Consider the following 21059-nt stretch of genomic DNA (forward strand, 5'->3'; position numbering starts at 1 on the left):
GGCAAATACTGATGATATATATCTTTTATAAGACTTGAACGGCACGAATACCAGGCTTGTCTCGAAAGCTTTCAATTTTCTGAATGCCCCTGGCTGCAATCAATGCCAATCAAGCGCAGAGCGCTATCAACTTCTTGGGCACCATGTCGCACGACAAGGCCTTAAAACCCGGTTCGACGAACAGCGCTTGTCAAACAGTTGCAAAACCGCTGCTTCAACCATGCAATTTGCGTTTGTCAATATACGAAACGTATACAACCTTTATGATGCTGGGCCATGGGAATCGTCAAAATTTCAGACCAGTTGCACGACCAGATTCGTGTCTCCAGCGCGGCCCTCGGCCGCTCCATCAATGCCCAGGCCGAGCACTGGCTGCGGGTAGGCCAGCTGGCCGAGCATCACCCCCAGCTCAACTACGAAGGCATCTGCGCCCTGCTGCTGCAGCAAGCCGAGCGTGAGCTGCAGCTAGTCAGCGCGCATGAAGCCGAAGCCGCCGTGCGCCGCCCCCGTCCGGTGCGCCTTGTGGGAGGCATGCAATGAAGCGCGGCAAGCAGAAAGTCGTGCCCATTCATGACGCCACCGACATCTACCTCTCGCGCAAGGCCGGCGGCCTGGCCGCCAAGGTGCTAGCCATGCTCACGCCCCATGTGCAGCCCGGCGTCAGCACCGAGGAGCTGGACAAGATCTGTCACGACTACATCGTCAACGAGCTGAAATGCACGCCCACCAATGTGGGCTACTACGGCTTCCCCAAGACCGTATGCACCTCCGTCAACCATGTGGTCTGCCACGGCATCCCCGATGCCAAGCAGGTCCTCAAGGACGGAGACATCGTCAATGTCGACGTCGCAGTGACCACGCCCGAAGGCTGGATCGGCGACACCAGCCGCATGTATTACGTGGGCCAGCCCAGCAATCTGGCCAGGCGCCTGGTCAACACCACCTATGAGGCCCTGGTGGCCGGCATCCGCGCCGTCAAGCCCGGGGCCACACTGGGCGATGTAGGCCATGCCATCCAGACCGTGGCCCAGCGTGAGCGCTTTTCCATAGTGCGCGAGTACTGCGGTCACGGTATCGGCAAGGTCTATCACGACGAGCCCCAGGTGCTGCACTACGGCACGCCCGGCCAGGGACTGCTGCTGCAGCCCGGCATGATCTTCACCATCGAGCCCATGCTCAACGCAGGCAAGGCCGCCACCCGCGAACTGGCGGACGGCTGGACCGTGATCACCAACGACAAGTCACTCTCCGCCCAGTGGGAGCATATGGTGCTGGTGACGGAAACCGGGTTCGAGGTGCTGACACCCTGGCCTGAGGGTACAGGCGACTACCCCGCCATCTGACCAGGCGCGGCAAACCACGCATATTGCCCTCGGCAATGTGCGCACAGCCGCTGGATTTTGGCAATAACGGCCAGAAGCGGTCCGGGGTCTTGGAACCAACCTGGAAACAGCCCGGCCCCGGCCGCACTACAGTGCCCGGCATGACAAATTACCTGTATCTGGGCCTGGCCATCATCTGCGAGGTGATTGCCACCTCCTTCCTCGCCAGGTCGGAAGGCTTCTCCAAGCTCGGCCCTACCGCAGTTTCCCTGGTGGGCTATGCAATTTCTTTCTATCTGCTGTCGCTGACGCTGCGCACCGTTCCCACGGGCGTGGCCTATGCGATCTGGTCCGGCGTGGGCATCGTGCTGGTCTCGGCCGTCGCCTATTTCTGGCAAGGCCAGAAGCTTGATGCACCCGCTCTGGCCGGCATGGCCATGATTGTCGGCGGCGTGCTGGTGATCAATCTGTTTTCAAAGACCGCCGGTCACTGATCGCCCTCGACCCCGAAGTCATCCGCTGACTGCGTCAGATCCTGCAGCCACTGCATGCTGGCACGCAGTTCCTCGGGCCGGATCTCATGGGCGCCCGGATACTCTTGATAGCTCAGCTGCAGGGGCAAAGAAGCCAGGCGGTCACGCACGGCATGGGCGCTGGTCAGCGGAATCACATTGTCATAAGTACCGTGGCTGACCCAGGCCGACTTGCCCTCGAATGCGGCAGCGGGCGCATGCAGCGACGCGATCTCGGGCAATAGGCGGCTGTGCCAGACCAGTGCGGCACGCAAGGTCTGGGGCTGCGTCAGCAACTGGCTCAGACTCATGATTCCGCCCTGGCTGAAGCCACCCAGCACCACCCGCTCGGGCGGGATGTCCAGCTGCTGCGCGGCCTGCTCCACCGTCTGCTGCAGCAAGATGCGCGCCTGCTGCTCCTGCGGCACATTGATATGGCGCGTGCCATCGGCATCCACGGTGAACTGAAACCAGGCATAGGCGCCCATGCCCATGGCAAAGGGCGCGCGCAGACTGAGCACATGGAACTGCGGCGGCACATAGGGCACCAGGCCAAACAGGTCCTGTTCATTGCTGCCCACGCCATGCATGAGCACCAGCAGCCAGGCAGGCTGACCGGCGGCAAGCTGCGCGGGCCGCTCCAGATAAGTCAAAGGCAATGTGCTCATGAACAACTCCCGAAGGCAGCACGGAATTCTATGGGTAAACAGGCTGTAGCGCCTTTGCATTCTGCGACTGCAGCTATCAAAAACAATATAGCGCAGACCCGCAGCCGGCTAACCGATCCACACCAGGCCCGACGGGGTACGCACATGCCTTTTGATACAACTGACTGAGCCGAGCGTGGCTTTGCCGCTACAGAAGCTCAGTCATGCACCCGGCCGCGCAAGGCCTTGATGCCGGAGCGCAGGCTTTTGCCCTGCAGGCGTCTTTGCTGCGAGCCCCAGGTCGGCTTGGTGGGTTTGCGCGTGCGCGGCGGCCTGGCCACCGAGGCCACCAGCGCATTGAGGCGCTGCAACCCATCCCACAGGTTGTGCTCCTGAGTGCGGTATTTTTGCGCCTTGATGACCACCACTCCATCGGTGGTGATACGCGAATCACCCAAAGCCAGCAGGCGCTGCTGCACATCGGCAGGCAGACGCGAGGCTCGGATGTCAAAGCGCAGATGCACGGCGCTGGCCACCTTGTTCACATTCTGGCCACCAGGGCCTTGCGAGCGCACGGCGCTCCATTGCACATCGGCTTCGCTCAGCTCGAAGGTGGCAGCATTGCTCATGACAGAGCCTCCTGCAGCGCGGCGCAGAAGGCGGTCGGGTCCTCGTGCGGGGCCCAATGGCCCACGCCTCGCATCACCTGCCAGTCCAGCGCCCCCCCGCACTGACGCTGCATCAACAGTCGCAGCTCTGCAAGACACCCCGCATACAGAGGGTCATGCTCACCATAGATCGCCGCCACCGGCACCTTGACGCGGGTCAGGGCTCGGGCCAGCACATCGGTGCGCGACAGCCGCCTGCGCGGCAGCCGGTCACGAGCCACATTGAGTGCATGCAGCGCCAGCGTCTCTTCGTCGATCAGAGCCGCATCATGCAGCATCAGGGCCGCAATATTGTGGCGATGGGCCTGCATCTGTGCCTCCAGCCCCGGCAGGTGGCGCCAGCCCAGCAGGCGCACGGTCCGTCCTTCGGTCATTCCCATGCCAGGAGCACCGACCACCACCAGCTTGCGGACCAGCTCCGGATGCTCGGCGGCCAGCAGACCGGCGGTCATGCCACCAAAGGAAAAACCGACCAGATCGCAGACCGGGCCCGTACCGACATTGCCCAGCAGCTGCTGTATGCCATAGGCCAGAGGCTCCAGCATGGTGTCCACATCCATGCCGCCGGGCACGCCATCGGATTCGCCAAAACCCGGCAGATCGGCCAGCCACAGGCTATAGCCCGCCTGGGTCAGCGGCTCAATTACGCGCAACCAATGCGTCCAGCTGCCGCTGCCGCCATGCAGCAGCACCAGCGGCAAGCCGCGCTGCGCCACTCCCGCCGGGGGCTGCCAGCCATGCCAGATCATCGCGCCACTGTCGGCGGCTTCGCCAAGCCTAGTCTGCATGCGCTGCGCCGTGGCCTGCAGCCGGGCAATCGCTGCCGGCACGTCGACGCCCAGCTCCCGCGAGGCCTGCTGCAGGGAACAGGCTGCTTCAAGCGCCGATGTCACCACTGCGCCACCGCATCGATGGCCAGGCCGTAGCCGGCCACGCCAAAGCCGCACATCACGGCGCGCGCCGTGGCCGACAGATAGGAATGGTGGCGAAAGCTCTCGCGCGCATGGACATTGCTGATGTGCAGCTCTACCAGCGGCACGGCCGTGCCCTTGACGGCATCGAGAATTGCCACACTGGTATGGGTATAGGCTGCGGCATTCATGATCAGGGCCTGCAACTCCCCCTTGGCGTGCAGACGGCCTGCCTCGTGAATCCATTCCACCAGCTCGCCCTCATGGTTGCTCTGGCGGAACTCCAGCTTCAGGCCATGGCGCACGCAAGCCTCCTCGCAGAGCTTCTGGACATCGGCCAGCGTGGCCGAGCCGTAGATGGCGGGTTCGCGCATGCCCAGCAGATTGAGATTCGGGCCATTGAGGACATAGACGGTTTTCACGGAAGCACTCTCCTGATTTTTTGAGGACTGCCCCGGATTATGCGAGCGCGGCACCCGGCCTGCAGGCATAAAAAACGGCTGCCTGAGCAGCCGTCTGTGGTGCAGAGTCTTTCAGGGCTCTGCCATCGATGCCATCAACGATAGTGATGATGGTGATGACCACGCCAGCGCGGGCCGCCACCGTAGTAGACCGGGCCGGGCACGACCATCACGGGTGCGGGACGATACACGGGAGGCGGCGGCGCATAGTAGACCGGTGCCGGAGGCGCATAGTAGACGGGGCGCGGCGGCATATAGACCGGGGCTGGCGCGATATAGGGTGTGGCGTAAACGGGAGCGCCGACGCCCACGGCCACGCCGGGCACGCCGATGCCGACCGACAGGCTGACGCCGCCATGCGCCTGTGCACCTGCGGCAGCCATCAGGCCAGCAATAGCGATAGAGCCAGCAGCAAGCAGCTTGGCCATGCGGGGGGAAGTTGTTCTGGACATCACAATCTCTCCTCTGTTTATGAGTCACCGGGGGCAAGCTTGCAAATCTGTGCAGCGCCTTCGGCCCTTGGGGATATAACGTTTCAGAGTCCCGTCAGGATGGCATGGTTCCTCAAAAACATTGTGTCCAAATGCACACGAGGCAAAGCTGCAGTGTCCGCAGATCGGCATGAGGTCATGGCAGCCGGCCTAAAATGGTGCAATGAGCTCTGCTGACGCCTCCAAATCCAACAACTCCGCCCCCGAAGCGGTCAAGCCCACCAACTTCCTGCGCCAGATTATCGAATCGGATCTGGACAAGGGCACTTATGCCACCCGTCACTGGGGCGGCGCGCCCGGCGATGCCCAGCATCACCAGAGCGGCCAGGTCGACGAAGCCAAGATCCGCACCCGCTTTCCGCCAGAGCCCAACGGCTATCTGCACGTGGGTCATGCCAAGTCCATCTGCCTGAACTTCGGTCTGGCACGTGACTTCGGTGGCGTCTGCCATCTGCGCTTCGACGACACCAATCCGGAAAAGGAAGATCAGGAATATGTGGACGGCATCATCGATGCCGTGCGCTGGCTGGGCTTTGACTGGAAGGATGCCGACGGGCACGAGAACCTCTATTTCGCCAGCAACTACTTCGACTTCATGTACCGCTGTGCGGTCTACCTGATCGAGCAAGGTCTGGCCTATGTGGACGAGCAGTCGGCCGACGAGATGAAGGCCAACCGCGGCGATTTCACCCGTCCCGGCGTGAACAGCCCCTTCCGTGACCGCTCCGTGGCCGAAAACCTGCAGCGCTTTGCCGACATGAAGGATGGCAAGCTCGCCGATGGCGCCGCCGTGCTGCGTGCCAAGATCGACATGGCCGCGCCCAATATCAATCTGCGCGACCCGGCCATCTATCGCGTGCGCCATGCCGAGCACCACAACACCGGCAATCAGTGGTGCATCTACCCGATGTATACCTTTGCGCACCCCATCGAGGATGCCTACGAGCACATCACCCATTCCATCTGCACGCTGGAGTTCGAGGATCAGCGCCCCTTCTATGACTGGCTGCTGAACCACCTGCGCGAAGGCGGTCTGATTGACGCCCCCCAGCCCCGCCAGTACGAGTTCTCGCGCCTGAACCTCACCTATGTGATCACCAGCAAGCGCAAGCTCAAGCATCTGGTGGACAACCAGTTCGTCACGGGCTGGGACGACCCGCGCATGCCCACCGTGGTCGGCCTGCGCCGACGCGGCTACACGCCTGCGTCCATCCGCAATTTCTGCGAACGCATCGGCGTGACCAAGGACTACGCCTGGATCGACTACGGCACGCTGGACGGCTGCCTGCGTGAAGACCTGGAAAACAAGGCCCACCGCGCCATGGTCGTTCTGGACCCTGTCAAGCTCGAACTCAGCAACTGGGCCGAGGTATTTGGCAGTGCCGAACATCTGGAGGACTGCCACCTGCCCGCCCTGCCCCACGCGGCAGAAGGTGAAACCGTGCCGGAGCGCCGTTTCACCCTTGGCCGCGAAGTGTGGATCGAGCGCGAAGACTTTGCCGAAGTGCCGCCCAAGGGCTACAAGCGCCTCTTCCCCGGCAACAAGGTCCGTCTCAAGGGCGGCTATGTGATCGAATGCACGGGCGCCGAAAAGGATGCCGATGGCAATGTGACCAAGGTGCTGGCCACCGTGGTGCCCGACACCAAGAGCGGCACGCCGGGTGCCGACAGCGTCAAGGTCAAGGCCGCCATCACCTGGGTGGGCGTGGCCGACGGCCTGCAGGCCGAAGTGCGCATGTACGACCGTCTGTTCACCGATCCGCAACCCGATGCCGGCGGCAAGGATTTCCTGAGCCTGCTGAACCCCGACAGCCTGCAGGTGGTCACCGCTTATGTGGAGCCTTCACTCAAGGCGGCCCAGGCTGACGACAAATTCCAGTTCGAGCGTTTTGGCTATTTCGTGGCCGACCGCAAGGATCACCGGAGCGACAAGCCCGTGTTCAACAAGATCACCGGACTCAAGGACAGCTGGGGCAAGTAAACGTTCCACCCAGTCTCAGCAAGGCTGCCAGGATTCACTGGCAGCCTTTTTTATTGGGCAAACCATCTCGGCATTTATCAGGATAAACAGCGAACCAGGTCTTCCAATCAGAAAAAGAAACAAGCCCCACGGATTGGTTGTTACATATTGAAATAATACTAGCGGTATTAGTTTTCAATACCCGAAAATCATTTTCATAAAATGTTCTGAAATCCAGAGCATTTCATTATTTTCTTTCTAGAATCCTGCTCACCACAACATTACCAATCCGCAATTCATTCGCGGATTTTTTATTATCATCAAAGGTCAAGAATGAACAGGAAAGCAGGAGCAGGGATTGCAGCGGCCGTCGCAGTGATCGTGGCAGGAACACTGGGCACCAGCTACTACATGGGCGGCAAGCTTCAGCAGAGCTTTACCGAAGGCCTGGACAAGTGGAGCGAACATGGCGTGAAGATTCAGGTCACCAGCTATGACCGTGGTGCTTTTTCTTCCACCGCCAAAACGGTATGGACCCTGGACAGCGGCGACGAGCCCGTACAGTTCACGGCCGAGCACAAGATCAGCCATGGTCCGCTGCCCCTGGGCCATGCCGCCGAGATTCACACCAGCTTCAATCTGCCCGAGGACGCGGACCCGGCGCTGAAAGCTGCGCTCAATGGCCGCTCGCCACTGGAAGTCGACACCAAGGTCGGCTGGGGCCGCAGCAGTTCCAACGTCATGACATCGCCGGCCGTGAGCAGCAAGATCAAGGACAGCGAAATGAACTGGGGCGGCATGAAGATCGTCTGGGACATGCCCGCCGACATGAAGGCAGCCAAAGGCTCGGGCAACTTTGCCGGCCTGCAGTTCAAGGACGAGGAAGGCAGCGTGACACTGGACAAGGCCGATATGCGCTTCGACATGAAGCAGCCTGCGGGCCAGCAGTTCTGGACCGGCCCGTTTGCCATGACGATTGCCAAGATTGCCGCCACCAAGCAGGAAGAGGAAGGCAAGAGCTCTGCCAGCCACTTCGAAGGCATCACCATGGATTCGGACACCATCCTCAAGGGCGAGATCGTGGAAATGACGCTCAAGACCGGCATCAAGACCGCCAAGCTCGAAGACAAACAGGCTGACGATCTGGTGCTGGACATGGCGTTCAACAATGTCGATGCCAACTGGATCAACCAGGTCGTGGAAATGAGCAAACGCAAGAACCCGCTGCTAGCTGCTGCTGGCGAAGCCGGGGACGGTGAAGACAGTGACGAGCAGCAAAACGGCGATCTGCGCGAGAAAATGCTCAAGTCGCTGACACAGGCGCTGGCACGCCAGCCCGTGATCGAACTCAAACGCCTGTCCATGCGCACCCCCGACGGCGTGAGCGAGTTTGCGGCAGCCATTCAATATCTGGGTGATGGCGAGAAGATGGGCACTCTGCTGCAGGACCTGAAGGTCAGCCTCAAGGCCGATATGCCCAAGCCCTTCATGGAAAACATGATGCTCTCACGCAGGCGTTCCAGCCTGCTGGCCGTGTTTGAAGGCGAGAGCGAGTACAAGCCCGAAGATATCGAGGAAACCGCCAAAGCCCAGACTCAGGCCAGCCTGGACATGCTCAAGGAGCAAGGCATCTTCGAAGACAAGGACGGCAAGATGCGCACCGAGATCGTCTATGCCAAGGGTGAATTCCAGGTCAACGGCAAGCCGCTGGATGCCATGGGTACGAGCACACTCATGGGCACCATGACCGAATGATGTGACCGGCGTGTTGCTTCGCGGATAGCTCCAAGGCCTGCCTCGCGCAGGCCTTTTTCATGGGAAGAAATCGCCCCGAGCGTGGAGATACGGGCGAGCAAGCGCCCTCTGAATGCTTTGCCCAGAGCTTTTGGCATTTTCAGCCCTCAAGCCTTACCCATACTGCGAAAGAAGCTATCAAAATTTATATTCTCTCGTGGAGCATGGCCTGCAGCCACACGCTTTATTTGCTTACAACACTCTGTCAACAACGGCTCAACACTGGCGTTAAAACAGCATCCGCCAAAGCACCGTGATTTGCACGGCACGGCGCAAGGAGCGTCAGATGTCGCATTCCCCCCCGACCCGGCCTGAGCAGCCAGAACCGCAGGCAAACACGGCCGCCCGCCACTGGCATCCGGGCATGATCGCCCTGGCCGCCGCCATGGCGCTGAGCGCGTGCAACGACAAGGATTCGCCGATCAAGGCAAACAGTGCGCAGCCAGCCTCGGCACCTGCCGCCACGCCCGATGCCGCCCAGCCTCAGCCCGCAGCCTATGTGCCACCCGATGCAGACGCGCTCTACCGGATGGTGGCGCCGATTGCGCTGTACCCGGACAAGCTGGTGGCCCAGATCCTGGCCGGAGCCACCTATCCAGACCAGATCAGCGCCGCCGAAACCTGGCTGGGGCAAAACCCCGGACTGCAGAAGACGGCGCTGAGCCATGCCGTCAACGCCCAGAACTGGGACCCTTCCGTCAAATCATTGACCCAGTTTCCCAACGTGCTGGAACAGCTGGCCTCCAACCTGCCCTGGACCACGGCGCTGGGCAAAGCCTATTACAACGATGCTTCGGATGTGATGAACGCCATACAGGTCATGCGCAGCCGGGCCTACAAGGCCGGCACGCTCAAGACCTCCAGCCAGCTCAAGGTCAGCCTGGCGCCCACGCCCGCCGCCGTTGCCTATACGCCTGGAGCCGTGGTCACACCGTTGCCCGACCCGGTCATAGAGCCACCGGAGCAGTTCATTGAAATCGCCCCCTCCCAGGTAGACACTGTCTACGTTCCCCAGTACGACCCCGGTGCAGTCTACGGTCAGCCTCTGCCCGTATATGGCGGCTACCGCTATGTGGAAGTTCCGCCTCCGGCTCCCGTAGTTGGAGTGCCTGTGATGGCCGGTCTTCTCGGCTTTGGTGCCGGCATAGTGCTGGCCGAGTCCATGGACAGGCATCCGTCCTGGGGCTGGAATGCCTGGAATATGCACTGGGGCGATCCCGAAAAGCCCTGGCGCCACGGCGAGCGTCCCCCGCCCCCACAGGCCCGTCCGGCCGTGGTCTACAACAACACCACCTATATATCGCAGTCGCGAACCGTGGTGCAGAACATCCATCGCACGGACAACACCTACATCAACAACATCCATGAAAATGCCGCAGGTGAGCACCGCAGGCCGGTCGGGCAGCCACAGGCTGCAGGCGTCCTTGCTGGTCCGGGCGCGATGCCCGCGAGCGCAGCAGCGAGCGCAGCAGCCGGAGCTGCTGCCATGGCAGCCGGTGGCCATGGCCTGAACCTGGGCCAGCCGGCGCAGGGCCCCCTGGCGACACAGCCACAGGGCAGATCGGGCTTTGCCCAGGGACCCAGCCAGGCTCCAGGCGGGCCACGCGCATCCAGTGGCAATGCCTCGCAAGACCCGCATGATCGCCATCCACAGCAGGCACCGCAGGCACCGCAGATGCAGGCTGCCATGACGGAGAAGGCCTTGCAGCAACGCACACAGGAGCAAGCCCAGCGCCAGCAACAAATGCAACAGCAACAGGCTCGTGAACGACAGCAGCATCAGCAGCACGCCCAGGAGCAAGCTCAGCGCCAGCAACAAATGCAGCAGCAGGCCCGTGAACAACAGCAGCGCCAGCAGCAGGCCCAGATGCAGCAGATGCAGCAGATGCAACAGCAGCACGCCCAGGAGCAAGCTCAGCGCCAGCAACAAATGCAGCAGCAGGCCCGTGAACAACAGCAGCGCCAGCAGCAGGCCCAGATGCAGCAACAGCGGGCGCAGGAACAGGCACAACGCCAGCAACAGGCTCAGCAGCACCAGGCCGAACAGCAGGCTCGCATGCAAGCGGCGCACGCCGAAGGCCGCTCGCGCGGGGATCACGAGCACCGCTGAAACGCCATTCACTTTCGTACCATGCCGCCTGCTATGCAGGCGGCTTGTCAGCGTGCAGCCTGCATGGCAGGTATAAACAAGCTCATAAAAGCTCATTCGTTTTTGCACCACTCATTGCAGCAGCCTTCATGTACAACCCCAGCCATTTCAAGATCGATGATCTTGCCCCTCTGCATGACTTGATTCAGGCCCATCCTCTGGGCTGCCTGGTCACCCAGTCCGACGTGGGGCTGGACGCCAATCACCTGCCTTTCGAGCTATTGCAGGACGAGGACGGCGTCTTGCGCCTGATAGCCCACGTGGCGCGTGCCAACCCTGTGTGGCAGCAGGTCCGGGACGACAGCTCCGTGCTGGTGATCTTCCGTGCCGAGCAGGCCTATATCTCCCCCAGCTGGTATCCCAGCAAGCACGAGAACCATGAGCAGGTCCCGACATGGAACTACCGTGTGGTCCATGCGCACGGCCGCATCCGTGTGCGCGATGATGAAAAGTTCGTGCGCGGCGTGGTGAGTCGGCTCACCCGCCGCCATGAGGCTCGAAACAATGCCGAGGCCCCGTGGAAAATGAGCGACGCTCCGCCCGACTATCTGCAGCGCATGCTCGGCGCCATCGTGGGCCTGGAGATTACCGTCGACCACCTGGAAGCCAAGTTCAAGCTGAGCCAGAACAAGCTGCAGCGCGACCGGCTCGGTGCAGTGCAGGCCCTGGAGCAGCTTGGGCAGCTGGATCTGGCCCGGAACATGCGCCTGCCCTGATCGCTGCTGCCGACCTGCAAGGCATAGGCATACGTAAAGCTCTCATGCCTGTATCACCTTTAGCTCCGCTATCGATAGCAATACAGCACAATGCCTGCAAAACCCGATAAGCACCATGCCAACCGAAAATCTTTCCAGCCCTTCCCTCCCGCCCGAACGCCGCCGCCTGCTGCAATGGATGGCGCAATCGGCGCTGTTTGCCGCCGCACCCGCCTGGGCTGCACGCAGCGCTACCTCGGACAGCGCGCTCTGGCCGCAGGACAGCAGGGTTCCCGGCGGCGTCGCACGTCTGTCGCTGGGGCCGGCTTCTGCACGCCCCCTGGCCACGGCCGCAGAGGCCGAGGTTCTGGTGGTGGGCGACATGATCGAGTGGACCGCGCTCGTGGGCATACCGCTTGCAACCACACCGGGTGAACAAAGCATTGGCGTGAAGACCGACGGCCGCTTGCGCACCATGAGCTATACGGTACGCGACAAACAGTATGTTGAGCAGCGTCTCACGGTCTCGCCCAAGACGGTGGACCTGTCTGCCGAAGACAATGCCCGCTACGAACGCGAGGCCGCCCACCTGAAGACCGTGATGGCCACCTTCACCGAGCCGCCGCCTTCCGGCAGCCTGCATATGCGCGTGCCGGTGCCGGGTCGCCGCTCCAGCAGCTTCGGCCTGCGCCGCGTCTTCAACGGCCAGTCGCGCAATCCGCACAGCGGCATGGACATTGCCGCTCCCACCGGAACGCCGGTGCGTGCACCGCTTCCCGGCAAGGTGATTGATGTGGGCGACTATTTCTTCAATGGCGGCACGGTCTGGCTGGACCATGGCGGCGGCCTGCTCACCATGTACTGCCACCTGAGCCAGGTTGACTGCAAGCCGGGCGACCAGTTGCAGACGGGCGATGCCTTTTGCAAGGTCGGAGCCACAGGCCGAGTGACCGGCCCCCACCTGCACTGGAGCGTGATGCTGAACCGAGCCATGGTGGACCCGGCGCTGTTCATCTGAACGGATCTCGAAGACGAAAAAAGCGGCTCCACGAGCCGCTTTTTAGTTCCTGCTACCAGATCAGAATCACAAGCGCCCACCTACCAAGCGCTACAAACTGGTTTGCTCAAAAGCTATGGAGCATCCTGATCCTGCTTCAGATAGTTTTCCACCAACTCAAAGAAACTGTCGTAGAAGCTGCGTTTGGAAATGGTCTCGCTGCCTACCTTGACCAGCGAATCGTTGCTGGAAGAAAACGGCAGAGACAGCGAACCCAGAGCGCTCACGCCCACGCTGGCCGAGGTTGCGCTCTTCTTGAGCGAATAGCGATCCTGCAGCGCCGTCGCAAAGCCCAGGCTGACCAAGCCGTCGCTGGTCTGCGGCACGCAGACCACGCGGAAATTGATTTCCAGATTGGTCTCCGTATTGGGCTGGAAGTTCTTGCGTCCTTCGATCAGCTCCTGCGTCCTGGCCGTGGCGATATAGCCCTGACTCAACAAGGCGCGGCGCGCAGCCTCGCAGGTCTGTGCCGGTGTCGCCTCAAAGCCGCGGGAGAACGTGGAACTGGAGTCGAAAGTCTCCTGTACCGGCATATGCTGAGGTGCAGTTGCCGAGCAGGCCCCCAGCAAACCTGCCAATATGCCCACAGAACCCAGCCGCCCCCAATTCAGCCCAAACAAAGCAACACCACCTAAGCGCACAAAAACTCCTTGATGCCTGGGCCATAGTTTCTTCATAGCCCGAACCTTTGAAGCGTAGCAGCTTGGCAAAGACTAATTTGACGAAGCGCTGTCTAGTCGTACGGATTTTTTCGATCTTTACAGGGGCTTCACGCCCGAAAGGCATATCTGATTTCTACGCCCGTCAGCGTGCAGCATTTGTTGACACTCTGAGGCTGTCGAAGCGCAAAACAACAGCAACGTTGGGTTAAGGTCAGATAAAACCCGCAGGGAACTGATAAGGTCAGCGAGACTCTATTTCTGCTGACACGGTTTGCCGTATTCCTCTATTCCACCTTAAGGAAACCCTATGAAATTTCGCTGGACCTGGTGCCTTCCCCTTGTTGCTTCCATGACGCTTGCCGCCTGCGGTACGACAAGCGGCGGCGGTGCAAGCAAGCCCGGCCCTACAGGCCCCGCAGGCGATGCCGCGTCGCTGACCGCCTATCACTGGAAATTGCAGGAGGCCTTCACGCCAGCCGGCAACGAGGACCAGAGCTGGTTTCTGAGTTCCAGCCAGGCCCCTATCGAACTGGACTTCGTGGACCAGCGCGTCGTCGTCAAGAATCTGTGCAACGTCATCTCGTCGGCTTACACCGTTGAAGGCCAGCGCATCAATCTGCAGCGCGGCATGAGCACCCTGCGTGCCTGCAATGACAACCAGCTGATGATGCTGGAGCAGAAGGTAGCGCGTATTCTGCCTACGGCCAAGCAGTGGAATGTGCAGCTCGGCGGCTCCACCACCGAACAGCCTCGCCTGACGCTGCAGTTCATTGATGGCACGCGCTGGCAGCTCAACGGCAAGCCCACGGCCCAGACCCAATACGGCAGCGCGCCCGAACGTATATTTCTCGAGGTCGGTCCCGAACGCAAGGCCTGTAGTGCTGGTGCAGGCCGCCATCAGTGTCTGCAGGTGCGCGAGATCCGCTACGGCGACAATGGCGTCAAGACCTATACCGGCCAGTGGGAGAACTTCTACAGCGAGATTGAAGGCTACAAGCACGAAGTCGGTGTGAGCAATGTGCTTCGCATCAACCGCTTCAAGCGCCAGAATGTACCCGCCGATGCTTCAAGCTATGTCTATGTACTGGACATGGTGGTGTCCTCGGCCATCGCTGACAAGCGCAAGTAAGCGAGCGCTCAGGCATTGAAAAGCCGGCCCAGGTGCCGGCTTTTTCTATTTTCATGCGTACATTCAATGCCGATGTTTCACGCACCATGCTCCATCAATCGGATTCGTTGCCAGAGGATGATTTTCTTTTGGCAATAACCACTTAGGGAATGTTTTGTGAACGCAGCAGTTCGGAAAACAGGATTGCAGGTTATGCCCAGCGTCTGTGGAGCCGCCTGTGGACAAGCCTCGGGAAAACAGGGCCAGGCCGCACAGGCATTGACTTCTGGCCCTGCGATCAAAAAATACGCAGGGATGGTTGAGCCAGCGATGTTTCACGGAGAAAAAAGCCGACACCTTTCGGATGTCGGCAAGAGAGGAAAGTCACTGACCTCACACACACAAATCATTGAGTTGGCTCTTACCCCCGCTCCATGCCCTGGACAAGAGCCGACAGATTCAACGCAGACGGAAGCGGCCTTCCACAAACATGGAGGAACGATGGCCGCTTTCACACTGGTTGTCAGCGTAGGACCAGAAAGCCTGAACCGTGCCCTTGGCCGAGTCTATGACCTGGCTGACCGTGAAGCCGGTTTTCTCGATCCAGTTCAAGAAATGCAGGTGGTCGCTGAGTTGCAGATAGCTGAGGTTCTCGCAGCCCTCGGAAATATGCCCTTGCGAGTCCACCACGCGCCAACGCATCTGACCGCTGGTGGTGTAGCGGACTTGGGCCTGGCTGTCCGGGAATTCAATGACTGCTTCGCGGCCCAGAAGAGTTCCTGCGTATTGCATCGAAAGCATGGACATGATGTGACTCCTTGAGAGAAAGATTTGCTATTCATAACGCAAAACCATTTGTGTGAAGCTATGATGAATCGCAGCCGTTTCTTTGCGTGTGGGAAAGTGACTCATGCCTTCGTCGGTAAACATTTTTTGACAAACAAGGCTTCTCTCCTGCATGGCGTGAAGGTCAATCCGCAGCCTGCTTGCCGGATATGAACCGCAACAGAAGTGAATGCCCAGAACGGGCACAGGCACTGCAGAAAACAGGGCGATCGCGCATACTCGGCCCTCTGACATTTCAGGTCGCCAAGGCAGGAAGTCGGCCCAGGCCAACTCCCGCCTCCCCAAGCCGCACTCACTGATCTCATCTTGTCCACCCCCGTCACCTCTACAGCGCCTCAGGCCTCCACCACCCCGCCATTGCGCGATCCCGCTTTTGTCAATTTCGTGCTGGCACGCATGCTTGCCATGTTTGCCCAGCAGATGCAGGCCGTGGTGGTGGCCTGGCAGGTGTATGACATCACGCGCGAGCCGCTGTCTCTGGCCTATGTGGGGCTGGCGCAGTTCCTGCCCATGGCTGGTCTGCTGATTCCCGCTGGCGATCTCAGCGACCGCATGAGCCGCAAGCGCCTGCTCGGTATCAGCTGGCTGGTGGCCGCAGTCTGCTCAGGCCTGCTCTGGCTGCTGGCCGAGAGCGGCACGCACAATGTGCACTGGATTTATGCAGTGCTGGTGCTGTTTGGCTGCAGTCGCGCCTTCAGCGGTCCGGCGCTGCAAAGCCTGTTGCCGCAGATCGTAGCGCGCGAGCAACTGGCCCAGGCCCTGGCCACCAACAGCATGCTGATGCGTATCTCGGCGATTGCCGCTCCCGTGCTGGGTGGCCTGCTGTATGCGCTCGGCGGCGGCGTGCTGACCTATGCGGTCTGCGGCGTCGCTCTGCTTCTGGGCGCAGGCCTGCTGAGCCAAGTTCCAGTGCACTTTGCCAGCCCCAGGATCGTCACTGACGTGCAAACCACCATGTGGCAACGCTTTGCCGAAGGCCTGCATTTCATGCGCACCCGCCCCATCATCCTTGGCACCATTTCGCTCGATCTGTTTGCTGTGCTGCTGGGCGGCGTTGTGGCCCTGCTGCCCGTCTATGCGCACGAGGTGCTTCAGGTAGGCCCGCAAGGCCTGGGCCTGCTGCGCTCCTCCATGGCTGCGGGAGAGGTCTGCATGGGCCTGTGGCTGGCATCACGCCCCATCAACCGCCGCGTGGGCAAGGTGATGTTTGCCGCCGTAGCAGTGTTCGGACTGGCCAATCTGGTGTTTGCGCTCTCGCACTGGTTTGTGCTGTCCATGCTGGCTCTGGCCGTGGCCGGCGCAGCCGATATGGTCAGCGTCTACATTCGCGGCGCATTGGTGCAGTTTTCCACGCCCGACCATATGCGCGGCCGCGTGAATGCGGTGAACATGCTGTTCATCGGCTCGTCCAACGAGCTCGGCGAGTTCCGCGCAGGCAGCAGCGCCTCCTGGTTCGGCGCAGTTCCCGCAGCCATTCTGGGCAGTCTGTGCACGCTGGGCGTGGTGGGCGGCTGGATGACGCTGTTCAAACCACTGCGCGACGTGGACAGGCTCGAAGATGCGGCACGCGTGAGCGGCCTCGAGCCCTCGCAACCACTTGCAAATCAATAGCCGCCGACAATCGGGCAATTGGCGCTGCAGCCCGTTTCGGCACCAAAAAAGCCTCGCAGACCCTGCGAGGCTTTTTGCTGATGGCGACTGATTTACAGCAGCTCTGCACGCAGTTGTTCAGCGCTCTTGGGCGAGAGCAGTCCAGGGGCCACGTCAAACACGGTCTTGCAGCCATGCTGGCCGGCCTGGGCCAGGCGATGCACGGCGCGGGCATAGGCCACAAGCACGCTGGAAGTGAACTCGGGGTTGCTGTCCAGTTGCAGGCGGTATTCGATGACCTGCTTGCTCTCGGCACTGGTATTGCCGCTGCGGATCACAAAGCCACCATGGGGCATGGAAGAGTGATCGCGGGCCAGCTCTTGGGCACTGATGAAGTGGACCGTGGTGTCGTACTGGTCGAAGTAGTGAGGCATTTCCACAATGGTCTTGCGCACGACTTCGGCGTCGGCGCCATCCTTGAGCACCACATGGCATTCACGCTGGTGCTTCTCGCGGGTGGACAGCTCGGGACGCACGCCGGAGCGCACCTTGTTGACGGCCTCTTCCACGGGGATGGTGTACTGCACGCCGCCGGCCACGCCTTCCACGCGGCGGATAGCGTCGGAATGGCCCTGGCTCAGGCCCTTGCCCCAGAAGGTGTAGGTAGCACCGTCAGGCAGCAGGGCTTCACCCAGCACGCGGTTGATGGAGAACATGCCGGGGTCCCAGCCGGCCGAGATCAGGGCCGTGCACTGCCCTCCCTGAGCTGCCTTGTCCACATTGGCAAAGTGTTCGGGGATGCGGGCATGGGTGTCAAAGCTGTCGACCAGATTGAAATGGGCCGCCAGTTCGGGCGCCTGCCTGGGCAAATCGTCCTTGGAGCCGCCGCAGAGAATCAGCACATCGACCTGACCTTTGTGCGACAGCAAAACATCCATGGAATGCACAGGCGTACCTGCATTCAGGGGCTGGAGCTGGGAAGGGTCGCGACGGGTGTAAATCCCCTTGAGCTGCATATCGGGGTTCTTGGCGACAGCAGCTTCCACGCCGCGGCCCAGATTGCCGTAACCGACGATAGCAACGCGGATAGGGGATGGGGTCAATGCCATGACGAGCTATTCCTTCAAACAAAACAAAACTTCAATTATTGCCCTGTGATGCACCAACTTGGGGCTGAAACTGCAGCAATCTCAGTCCGATGTGTGTGAACGCCCACGCCATGAATGCCGCAAGCCGTCGCCGATCAGCAGGCCCACGGCGGCAAAGATCAGCGCATAGCTCAGTTGCTGCTGCGGCTCCATGCTCTCGCCCAGCAGCCAGGCCACCACGACCAGCAGGACCGGCTCCACATAGGACAGCAGACCGAACAGGCCCAGCGGCAGCCAGCGACTGGCAATCATGTACAGTGCCAGCGCCACGGCGCTGACGATACCCAGCAAGGGCAGCAGGCCCCATAGCGTCGGATGACCCGCCACCAGCGGCCAACTGTCGGGCGTGCGCAGCGTGAAGGCAATGGCCACCGGAACCAGCAGCGCCATGTCTATCCAGTGACCGGCCAGGGTATCGGTCTGCAGCCAGCGGCGCAGTGAGAAATACACCGTGTAGCCCAGAGCCACCACCCAGGTCTCCCAGGACATGCCGCCGGCCTGCCAGAACTCATGTGCCACTCCCGCTGCCGCCAAGAGCGTAGCCAGGCTCTGGCCCAGCGTCAGACGCTCGGCAAACAGCACACGCCCGGCCACGACCATCACCAGCGGCAACAGAAAATAGCCCAGCGACACTGGCAACGCACGCCCGTTCATGGGTGCCCACATGAAAATCCATAGCTGCACGCCCAGCAGCGCCGAGCTCAGCACCAGCAGCATTCCAAACCGGGGCTGGGCCAGAGCTCGCGCCAGCAAGGTACGTACCGCCACCACCTCCTGGAGGACGAACAGCAAAGCCGTGGTAAAGGGCAGCGTCACCAGCACGCGCCAGCCAAAGATCTGCTCGCCATCGAGCGGAGCGAGAAAAGGCGAGAGGTAATACAGCGAGGCGAAAAGCACGGACGCGAGTACCGAAACCACCACGCCCTTGAACATCACAGACACAAAATCAAGCCTCCAAATGGCTGCCAGCATTTTTCCGTCAAGCGCTGGCACCTCAAGAAATTGAGCCGACGTATAGCGGCCCGCACCGATTCTCGGCCACGAAGCAGCCTGTCGGCAGGCAGACCCTGGTCAGCAAAGCTTTGCACTGTGCGCTAGAGTGCGGCTCGCCCTCTTCTGTCTGCCTTCCACATGCCCGATACCGCCCTGCCCGACGGCTCTGCCAAACCGCCTTTGCACATACTCTGGCAGGATGAGCATATGGTCGTGGTCTACAAACCCGCTGGCTGGCTGGTGCATCGCACGGGCCTGGATGCGCACGAGACCCGCTTTGTCATGCAGACGCTGCGCGACCAGTTGGGCCGCCATGTCTGGCCCGTGCACCGGCTGGACAAGGGCACTTGCGGCGTGCTGGTCATGGCGTTGCACAAGGAAGCCGCCCAGGCCCTGGCGGCCCGCTTTGCAGCCCATGAGACCCGCAAGGAATATCGGGCCCTGGTGCGCGGCTGGCTGCCCGAAGCGTTGGAAGTCGATCATCCCCTCAAGCCCGACGATGCTCCCGAGGATGCCCCGGTTCAGGAGGCGCACACGCGCTTGCGCTGTCTGGCACGCCTGTCCTGGCCCGAAAGCTATGACGGCCGACACCCCGAGACCCGCATCAGCCTGGTCGAAGCCCTGCCCACCACGGGCCGCAGACACCAGATCCGCCGCCACCTCAAGCATGTGGCCCACCCCATCATCGGCGACGCCACCCACGGCAAGGGTCCGCTGAACCGCTGGTGGGCCGAGCGCCTGGGTCAGCAACGACTATGGCTGCATGCCAGAGCGCTGGAGATTGCCCACCCCGTGAGCGGACAGCCCATGCGCTTCGAGGCCGACTGGCCCAGCCTGACTCAGCTGCAGGAAGCGCGGGACTGGCAAAAGCTGCTGGCGCTGCCGGGCTGGCAATCCATAGTATAAAAATAGCTGCCAGCGCTTGTGTCTCAAGCGCTGGCAGCTATGATTTTCTGGAATTACGCAGACTTGGGCGTTTCGCGAATCCACTTGCCCTCTTCGTCAAACTGCAGGCTGGGAGCGGCCAGGAAATCGTACTGCGCTTCGGGGTCGGCCTTGAGCTCGCCCTGCAGCAACTCCACCAGGCGCTCATTGCCCATCTTGAAGCCACAGGCCTGGGCGTGACCGCCGCCTCCAAAGCTCTCGGCCAGAGGAATGCAATTGAACTCCGAGCGCGAGCGCAGGCCCACCTTGGTGCCCTTGTGATTGGCATGCCACATGAGGGCAAAGCTACCACTCTGGCGCGCCAGCAAATCACCCACCTGGCTGTGGAACATGCCCGGGCAGTTGACCATCAGGCCCTGCATGCCGTTGAAGATCAGCACCTGGGCGCCGTCGGCAATATCGGCACAAAGCTTCTGGAATTTCTCGTCCATGGCGCCGCCACGGGCCATGTAGACGGTTTCCTGCTCGGGCGTGAATGCCGCAATCTCGGCCCAGCGCTCAAAGCTGCGCACGGGCTCCATATCCAAAGCCGCGAGAAACGCCGCGCTTTCGGGGAATTCCCATTTCCAGATATCGCGGTCCTCGATGTAGCGAATCAGGCCGGGAACGGGCTTGTCGGCCTGGAAAAACTCCCAGGCCAGACGGGCGCCGGACTTGCTCATATCGAAATGCACCACGCCGCATTGGCATTGGTAGCCGCTGAGTTTCTCGGCTGCGCTCTTGTGATGGTCCAGCACCACGAGCTTGGCCACGCGCGACTCGATCTCGGCCATCAGCGTGGGTTCGAAGGCAAAGTCCAGTACATAGACGGCGCGACCGGTCAGATCGCCCAGGTCGTCGGCCGTCTGAATCTCGCCGTGATCCAGACCACGAAACTCGGCCTGACCTTCATAGAACAGCCAGGCCGCCAGCGCCGCGCCGAAGCCGTCGGGGCAGCGACGGCCATGGTAGAGGATGAGAGGGTTGGGATCGTTGCGATCGGGGCGCACCAGCAACTGCTGGAACAGGGAAATTTTGGCGTTCTGTGCGGTCATAACCCGGCATTTTCGCCGGTTGCGCCGGAACGAGGCGACGCACGGGGCATTGCGGTTTCACGGCTG

The 21059-nt window shown here is 61.3% G+C and carries 21 protein-coding genes; 11 read left to right on the forward strand and 10 right to left on the reverse strand.

Annotation, left to right across the window (positions count from 1 at the left end):
* Positions 1-276 precede the first annotated feature (276 nt).
* From NOX35_RS18170 to NOX35_RS18180, 3 genes are all read left to right on the forward strand, one after another.
* The gene (locus NOX35_RS18170; RefSeq protein ID WP_003077582.1) at positions 277-540 is read left to right on the forward strand and encodes a ParD-like family protein; all 264 of its coding nucleotides are present in this window, start codon (positions 277-279) and stop codon (positions 538-540) included.
* On the forward strand, positions 537-1343 hold the full coding sequence (map, locus tag NOX35_RS18175; RefSeq protein WP_256494227.1) for a type I methionyl aminopeptidase: 807 nt from the start codon (positions 537-539) through the stop codon (positions 1341-1343). Before NOX35_RS18170 ends, map begins: the two co-directional genes overlap by 4 nt.
* A gap of 140 nt (positions 1344-1483) precedes the next feature.
* The gene (locus tag NOX35_RS18180; RefSeq protein ID WP_003077588.1) at positions 1484-1816 is read left to right on the forward strand and encodes an SMR family transporter; all 333 of its coding nucleotides are present in this window, start codon (positions 1484-1486) and stop codon (positions 1814-1816) included.
* Here the strand turns inward: NOX35_RS18180 and NOX35_RS18185 are convergent.
* The 5 genes from NOX35_RS18185 to NOX35_RS18205 form a co-directional block, all read right to left on the reverse strand.
* A complete protein-coding gene (locus NOX35_RS18185) occupies positions 1810-2502 on the reverse strand; it encodes an alpha/beta hydrolase (RefSeq protein WP_182283557.1) in 693 nt (230 codons plus the stop codon). The two genes, NOX35_RS18180 and NOX35_RS18185, sit on opposite strands and share 7 nt — an antisense overlap.
* Positions 2503-2699: 197 nt before the next feature.
* A complete protein-coding gene (arfB, locus tag NOX35_RS18190; protein WP_182283558.1) occupies positions 2700-3110 on the reverse strand; it encodes an alternative ribosome rescue aminoacyl-tRNA hydrolase ArfB in 411 nt (136 codons plus the stop codon).
* Complete coding sequence (locus NOX35_RS18195; protein ID WP_256494228.1) at positions 3107-4045, reverse strand: alpha/beta fold hydrolase; 939 nt, start codon at positions 4043-4045, stop codon at positions 3107-3109. Before NOX35_RS18195 ends, arfB begins: the two co-directional genes overlap by 4 nt.
* Complete coding sequence (gene aroQ, locus NOX35_RS18200; protein WP_256494229.1) at positions 4039-4482, reverse strand: type II 3-dehydroquinate dehydratase; 444 nt, start codon at positions 4480-4482, stop codon at positions 4039-4041. The genes NOX35_RS18195 and aroQ overlap by 7 nt, the downstream gene beginning before the upstream one ends.
* A gap of 134 nt (positions 4483-4616) precedes the next feature.
* Complete coding sequence (locus NOX35_RS18205) at positions 4617-4949, reverse strand: hypothetical protein (RefSeq protein ID WP_182287256.1); 333 nt, start codon at positions 4947-4949, stop codon at positions 4617-4619.
* Between the two features lie 226 nt (positions 4950-5175).
* Here NOX35_RS18205 and NOX35_RS18210 point away from each other — a divergent pair, with 226 nt between their 5' ends.
* The 5 genes from NOX35_RS18210 (at position 5176) to NOX35_RS18230 (ending at position 12628) form a co-directional block, all read left to right on the forward strand.
* Positions 5176-6993: a glutamine--tRNA ligase/YqeY domain fusion protein gene (locus NOX35_RS18210; RefSeq protein WP_182283561.1), complete on the forward strand. Its 1818-nt coding sequence runs from the start codon at positions 5176-5178 to the stop codon at positions 6991-6993.
* Between the two features lie 312 nt (positions 6994-7305).
* The gene (locus NOX35_RS18215; protein ID WP_182283562.1) at positions 7306-8727 is read left to right on the forward strand and encodes a YdgA family protein; all 1422 of its coding nucleotides are present in this window, start codon (positions 7306-7308) and stop codon (positions 8725-8727) included.
* A gap of 325 nt (positions 8728-9052) precedes the next feature.
* Positions 9053-10876 (forward strand): DUF3300 domain-containing protein, encoded by a 1824-nt coding sequence (locus NOX35_RS18220; RefSeq protein WP_256494230.1) that lies wholly within the window; start codon positions 9053-9055, stop codon positions 10874-10876.
* Positions 10877-11004: 128 nt separating this feature from the next.
* Positions 11005-11631 carry an FMN-binding negative transcriptional regulator gene (locus NOX35_RS18225; RefSeq protein WP_256494232.1) on the forward strand — a complete coding sequence of 209 codons (627 nt, stop codon included), beginning with the start codon at positions 11005-11007 and terminating at the stop codon, positions 11629-11631.
* Positions 11632-11746: 115 nt separating this feature from the next.
* Positions 11747-12628: a M23 family metallopeptidase gene (locus NOX35_RS18230; protein WP_256494233.1), complete on the forward strand. Its 882-nt coding sequence runs from the start codon at positions 11747-11749 to the stop codon at positions 12626-12628.
* A 113-nt stretch (positions 12629-12741) separates the two neighbouring features.
* Here the strand turns inward: NOX35_RS18230 and NOX35_RS18235 are convergent, their stop codons facing one another.
* Positions 12742-13200 carry a DUF2242 domain-containing protein gene (locus NOX35_RS18235; protein ID WP_256496941.1) on the reverse strand — a complete coding sequence of 153 codons (459 nt, stop codon included), beginning with the start codon at positions 13198-13200 and terminating at the stop codon, positions 12742-12744.
* Positions 13201-13636: 436 nt separating this feature from the next.
* Here NOX35_RS18235 and NOX35_RS18240 point away from each other — a divergent pair, with 436 nt between their 5' ends.
* Entirely contained in the window at positions 13637-14458 is an 822-nt protein-coding gene (locus tag NOX35_RS18240) for an META and DUF4377 domain-containing protein (RefSeq protein WP_182283567.1), read from the forward strand.
* Positions 14459-14896: 438 nt separating this feature from the next.
* On the opposite strand, the gene NOX35_RS18245 is transcribed toward NOX35_RS18240, so the two are convergent.
* Positions 14897-15244, reverse strand: coding sequence for a hypothetical protein (locus tag NOX35_RS18245; RefSeq protein WP_182283568.1), 348 nt, complete (start codon positions 15242-15244; stop codon positions 14897-14899).
* A 345-nt stretch (positions 15245-15589) separates the two neighbouring features.
* Between NOX35_RS18245 and NOX35_RS18250 the strand changes: the two genes are divergently transcribed.
* On the forward strand, positions 15590-16894 hold the full coding sequence (locus NOX35_RS18250) for an MFS transporter (RefSeq protein ID WP_256494235.1): 1305 nt from the start codon (positions 15590-15592) through the stop codon (positions 16892-16894).
* Positions 16895-16986: 92 nt separating this feature from the next.
* Here NOX35_RS18250 and NOX35_RS18255 read toward each other — a convergent pair whose 3' ends face one another.
* The gene (locus tag NOX35_RS18255) at positions 16987-17982 is read right to left on the reverse strand and encodes a diaminopimelate dehydrogenase (protein WP_182283570.1); all 996 of its coding nucleotides are present in this window, start codon (positions 17980-17982) and stop codon (positions 16987-16989) included.
* 81 nt (positions 17983-18063) lie between these two features.
* Positions 18064-18954 (reverse strand): EamA family transporter RarD, encoded by an 891-nt coding sequence (rarD, locus tag NOX35_RS18260; protein WP_256496942.1) that lies wholly within the window; start codon positions 18952-18954, stop codon positions 18064-18066.
* Positions 18955-19152: 198 nt separating this feature from the next.
* On the opposite strand from rarD, the gene NOX35_RS18265 reads away from it, so the two are divergent.
* Positions 19153-19920: a pseudouridine synthase gene (locus NOX35_RS18265; RefSeq protein WP_182283571.1), complete on the forward strand. Its 768-nt coding sequence runs from the start codon at positions 19153-19155 to the stop codon at positions 19918-19920.
* A 53-nt stretch (positions 19921-19973) separates the two neighbouring features.
* On the opposite strand, the gene NOX35_RS18270 is transcribed toward NOX35_RS18265, so the two are convergent.
* Positions 19974-20993, reverse strand: a complete 1020-nt coding sequence (locus NOX35_RS18270) for a DHH family phosphoesterase (protein WP_182283572.1) — start codon at positions 20991-20993, stop codon at positions 19974-19976.
* Between the last annotated feature and the right edge of the window lie 66 nt (positions 20994-21059).

The sequence above is a fragment of the Comamonas sp. C11 genome (genome assembly GCF_024496285.1).
GTDB lineage: Bacteria > Pseudomonadota > Gammaproteobacteria > Burkholderiales > Burkholderiaceae_C > Comamonas > Comamonas testosteroni_F.

What these genes read in the sequence shown, in the direction of transcription:
- NOX35_RS18170 (WP_003077582.1), top strand. Translation starts at nt 277, where the DNA reads ATGGGAATCGTCAAAATTTCAGACCAGTTGCACGACCAGATTCGTGTC.
- map (WP_256494227.1), top strand. Translation starts at nt 537, where the DNA reads ATGAAGCGCGGCAAGCAGAAAGTCGTGCCCATTCATGACGCCACCGAC.
- NOX35_RS18180 (WP_003077588.1), top strand. Translation starts at nt 1,484, where the DNA reads ATGACAAATTACCTGTATCTGGGCCTGGCCATCATCTGCGAGGTGATT.
- NOX35_RS18185 (WP_182283557.1), bottom strand. Translation starts at nt 2,502, where the DNA reads ATGAGCACATTGCCTTTGACTTATCTGGAGCGGCCCGCGCAGCTTGCC.
- arfB (WP_182283558.1), bottom strand. Translation starts at nt 3,110, where the DNA reads ATGAGCAATGCTGCCACCTTCGAGCTGAGCGAAGCCGATGTGCAATGG.
- NOX35_RS18205 (WP_182287256.1), bottom strand. Translation starts at nt 4,949, where the DNA reads ATGGCCAAGCTGCTTGCTGCTGGCTCTATCGCTATTGCTGGCCTGATG.
- NOX35_RS18210 (WP_182283561.1), top strand. Translation starts at nt 5,176, where the DNA reads ATGAGCTCTGCTGACGCCTCCAAATCCAACAACTCCGCCCCCGAAGCG.
- NOX35_RS18215 (WP_182283562.1), top strand. Translation starts at nt 7,306, where the DNA reads ATGAACAGGAAAGCAGGAGCAGGGATTGCAGCGGCCGTCGCAGTGATC.
- NOX35_RS18220 (WP_256494230.1), top strand. Translation starts at nt 9,053, where the DNA reads ATGTCGCATTCCCCCCCGACCCGGCCTGAGCAGCCAGAACCGCAGGCA.
- NOX35_RS18225 (WP_256494232.1), top strand. Translation starts at nt 11,005, where the DNA reads ATGTACAACCCCAGCCATTTCAAGATCGATGATCTTGCCCCTCTGCAT.
- NOX35_RS18230 (WP_256494233.1), top strand. Translation starts at nt 11,747, where the DNA reads ATGCCAACCGAAAATCTTTCCAGCCCTTCCCTCCCGCCCGAACGCCGC.
- NOX35_RS18235 (WP_256496941.1), bottom strand. Translation starts at nt 13,200, where the DNA reads ATGCCGGTACAGGAGACTTTCGACTCCAGTTCCACGTTCTCCCGCGGC.
- NOX35_RS18240 (WP_182283567.1), top strand. Translation starts at nt 13,637, where the DNA reads ATGAAATTTCGCTGGACCTGGTGCCTTCCCCTTGTTGCTTCCATGACG.
- NOX35_RS18245 (WP_182283568.1), bottom strand. Translation starts at nt 15,244, where the DNA reads ATGTCCATGCTTTCGATGCAATACGCAGGAACTCTTCTGGGCCGCGAA.
- NOX35_RS18255 (WP_182283570.1), bottom strand. Translation starts at nt 17,982, where the DNA reads ATGGCATTGACCCCATCCCCTATCCGCGTTGCTATCGTCGGTTACGGC.
- rarD (WP_256496942.1), bottom strand. Translation starts at nt 18,954, where the DNA reads ATGTTCAAGGGCGTGGTGGTTTCGGTACTCGCGTCCGTGCTTTTCGCC.
- NOX35_RS18265 (WP_182283571.1), top strand. Translation starts at nt 19,153, where the DNA reads ATGCCCGATACCGCCCTGCCCGACGGCTCTGCCAAACCGCCTTTGCAC.
- NOX35_RS18270 (WP_182283572.1), bottom strand. Translation starts at nt 20,993, where the DNA reads ATGACCGCACAGAACGCCAAAATTTCCCTGTTCCAGCAGTTGCTGGTG.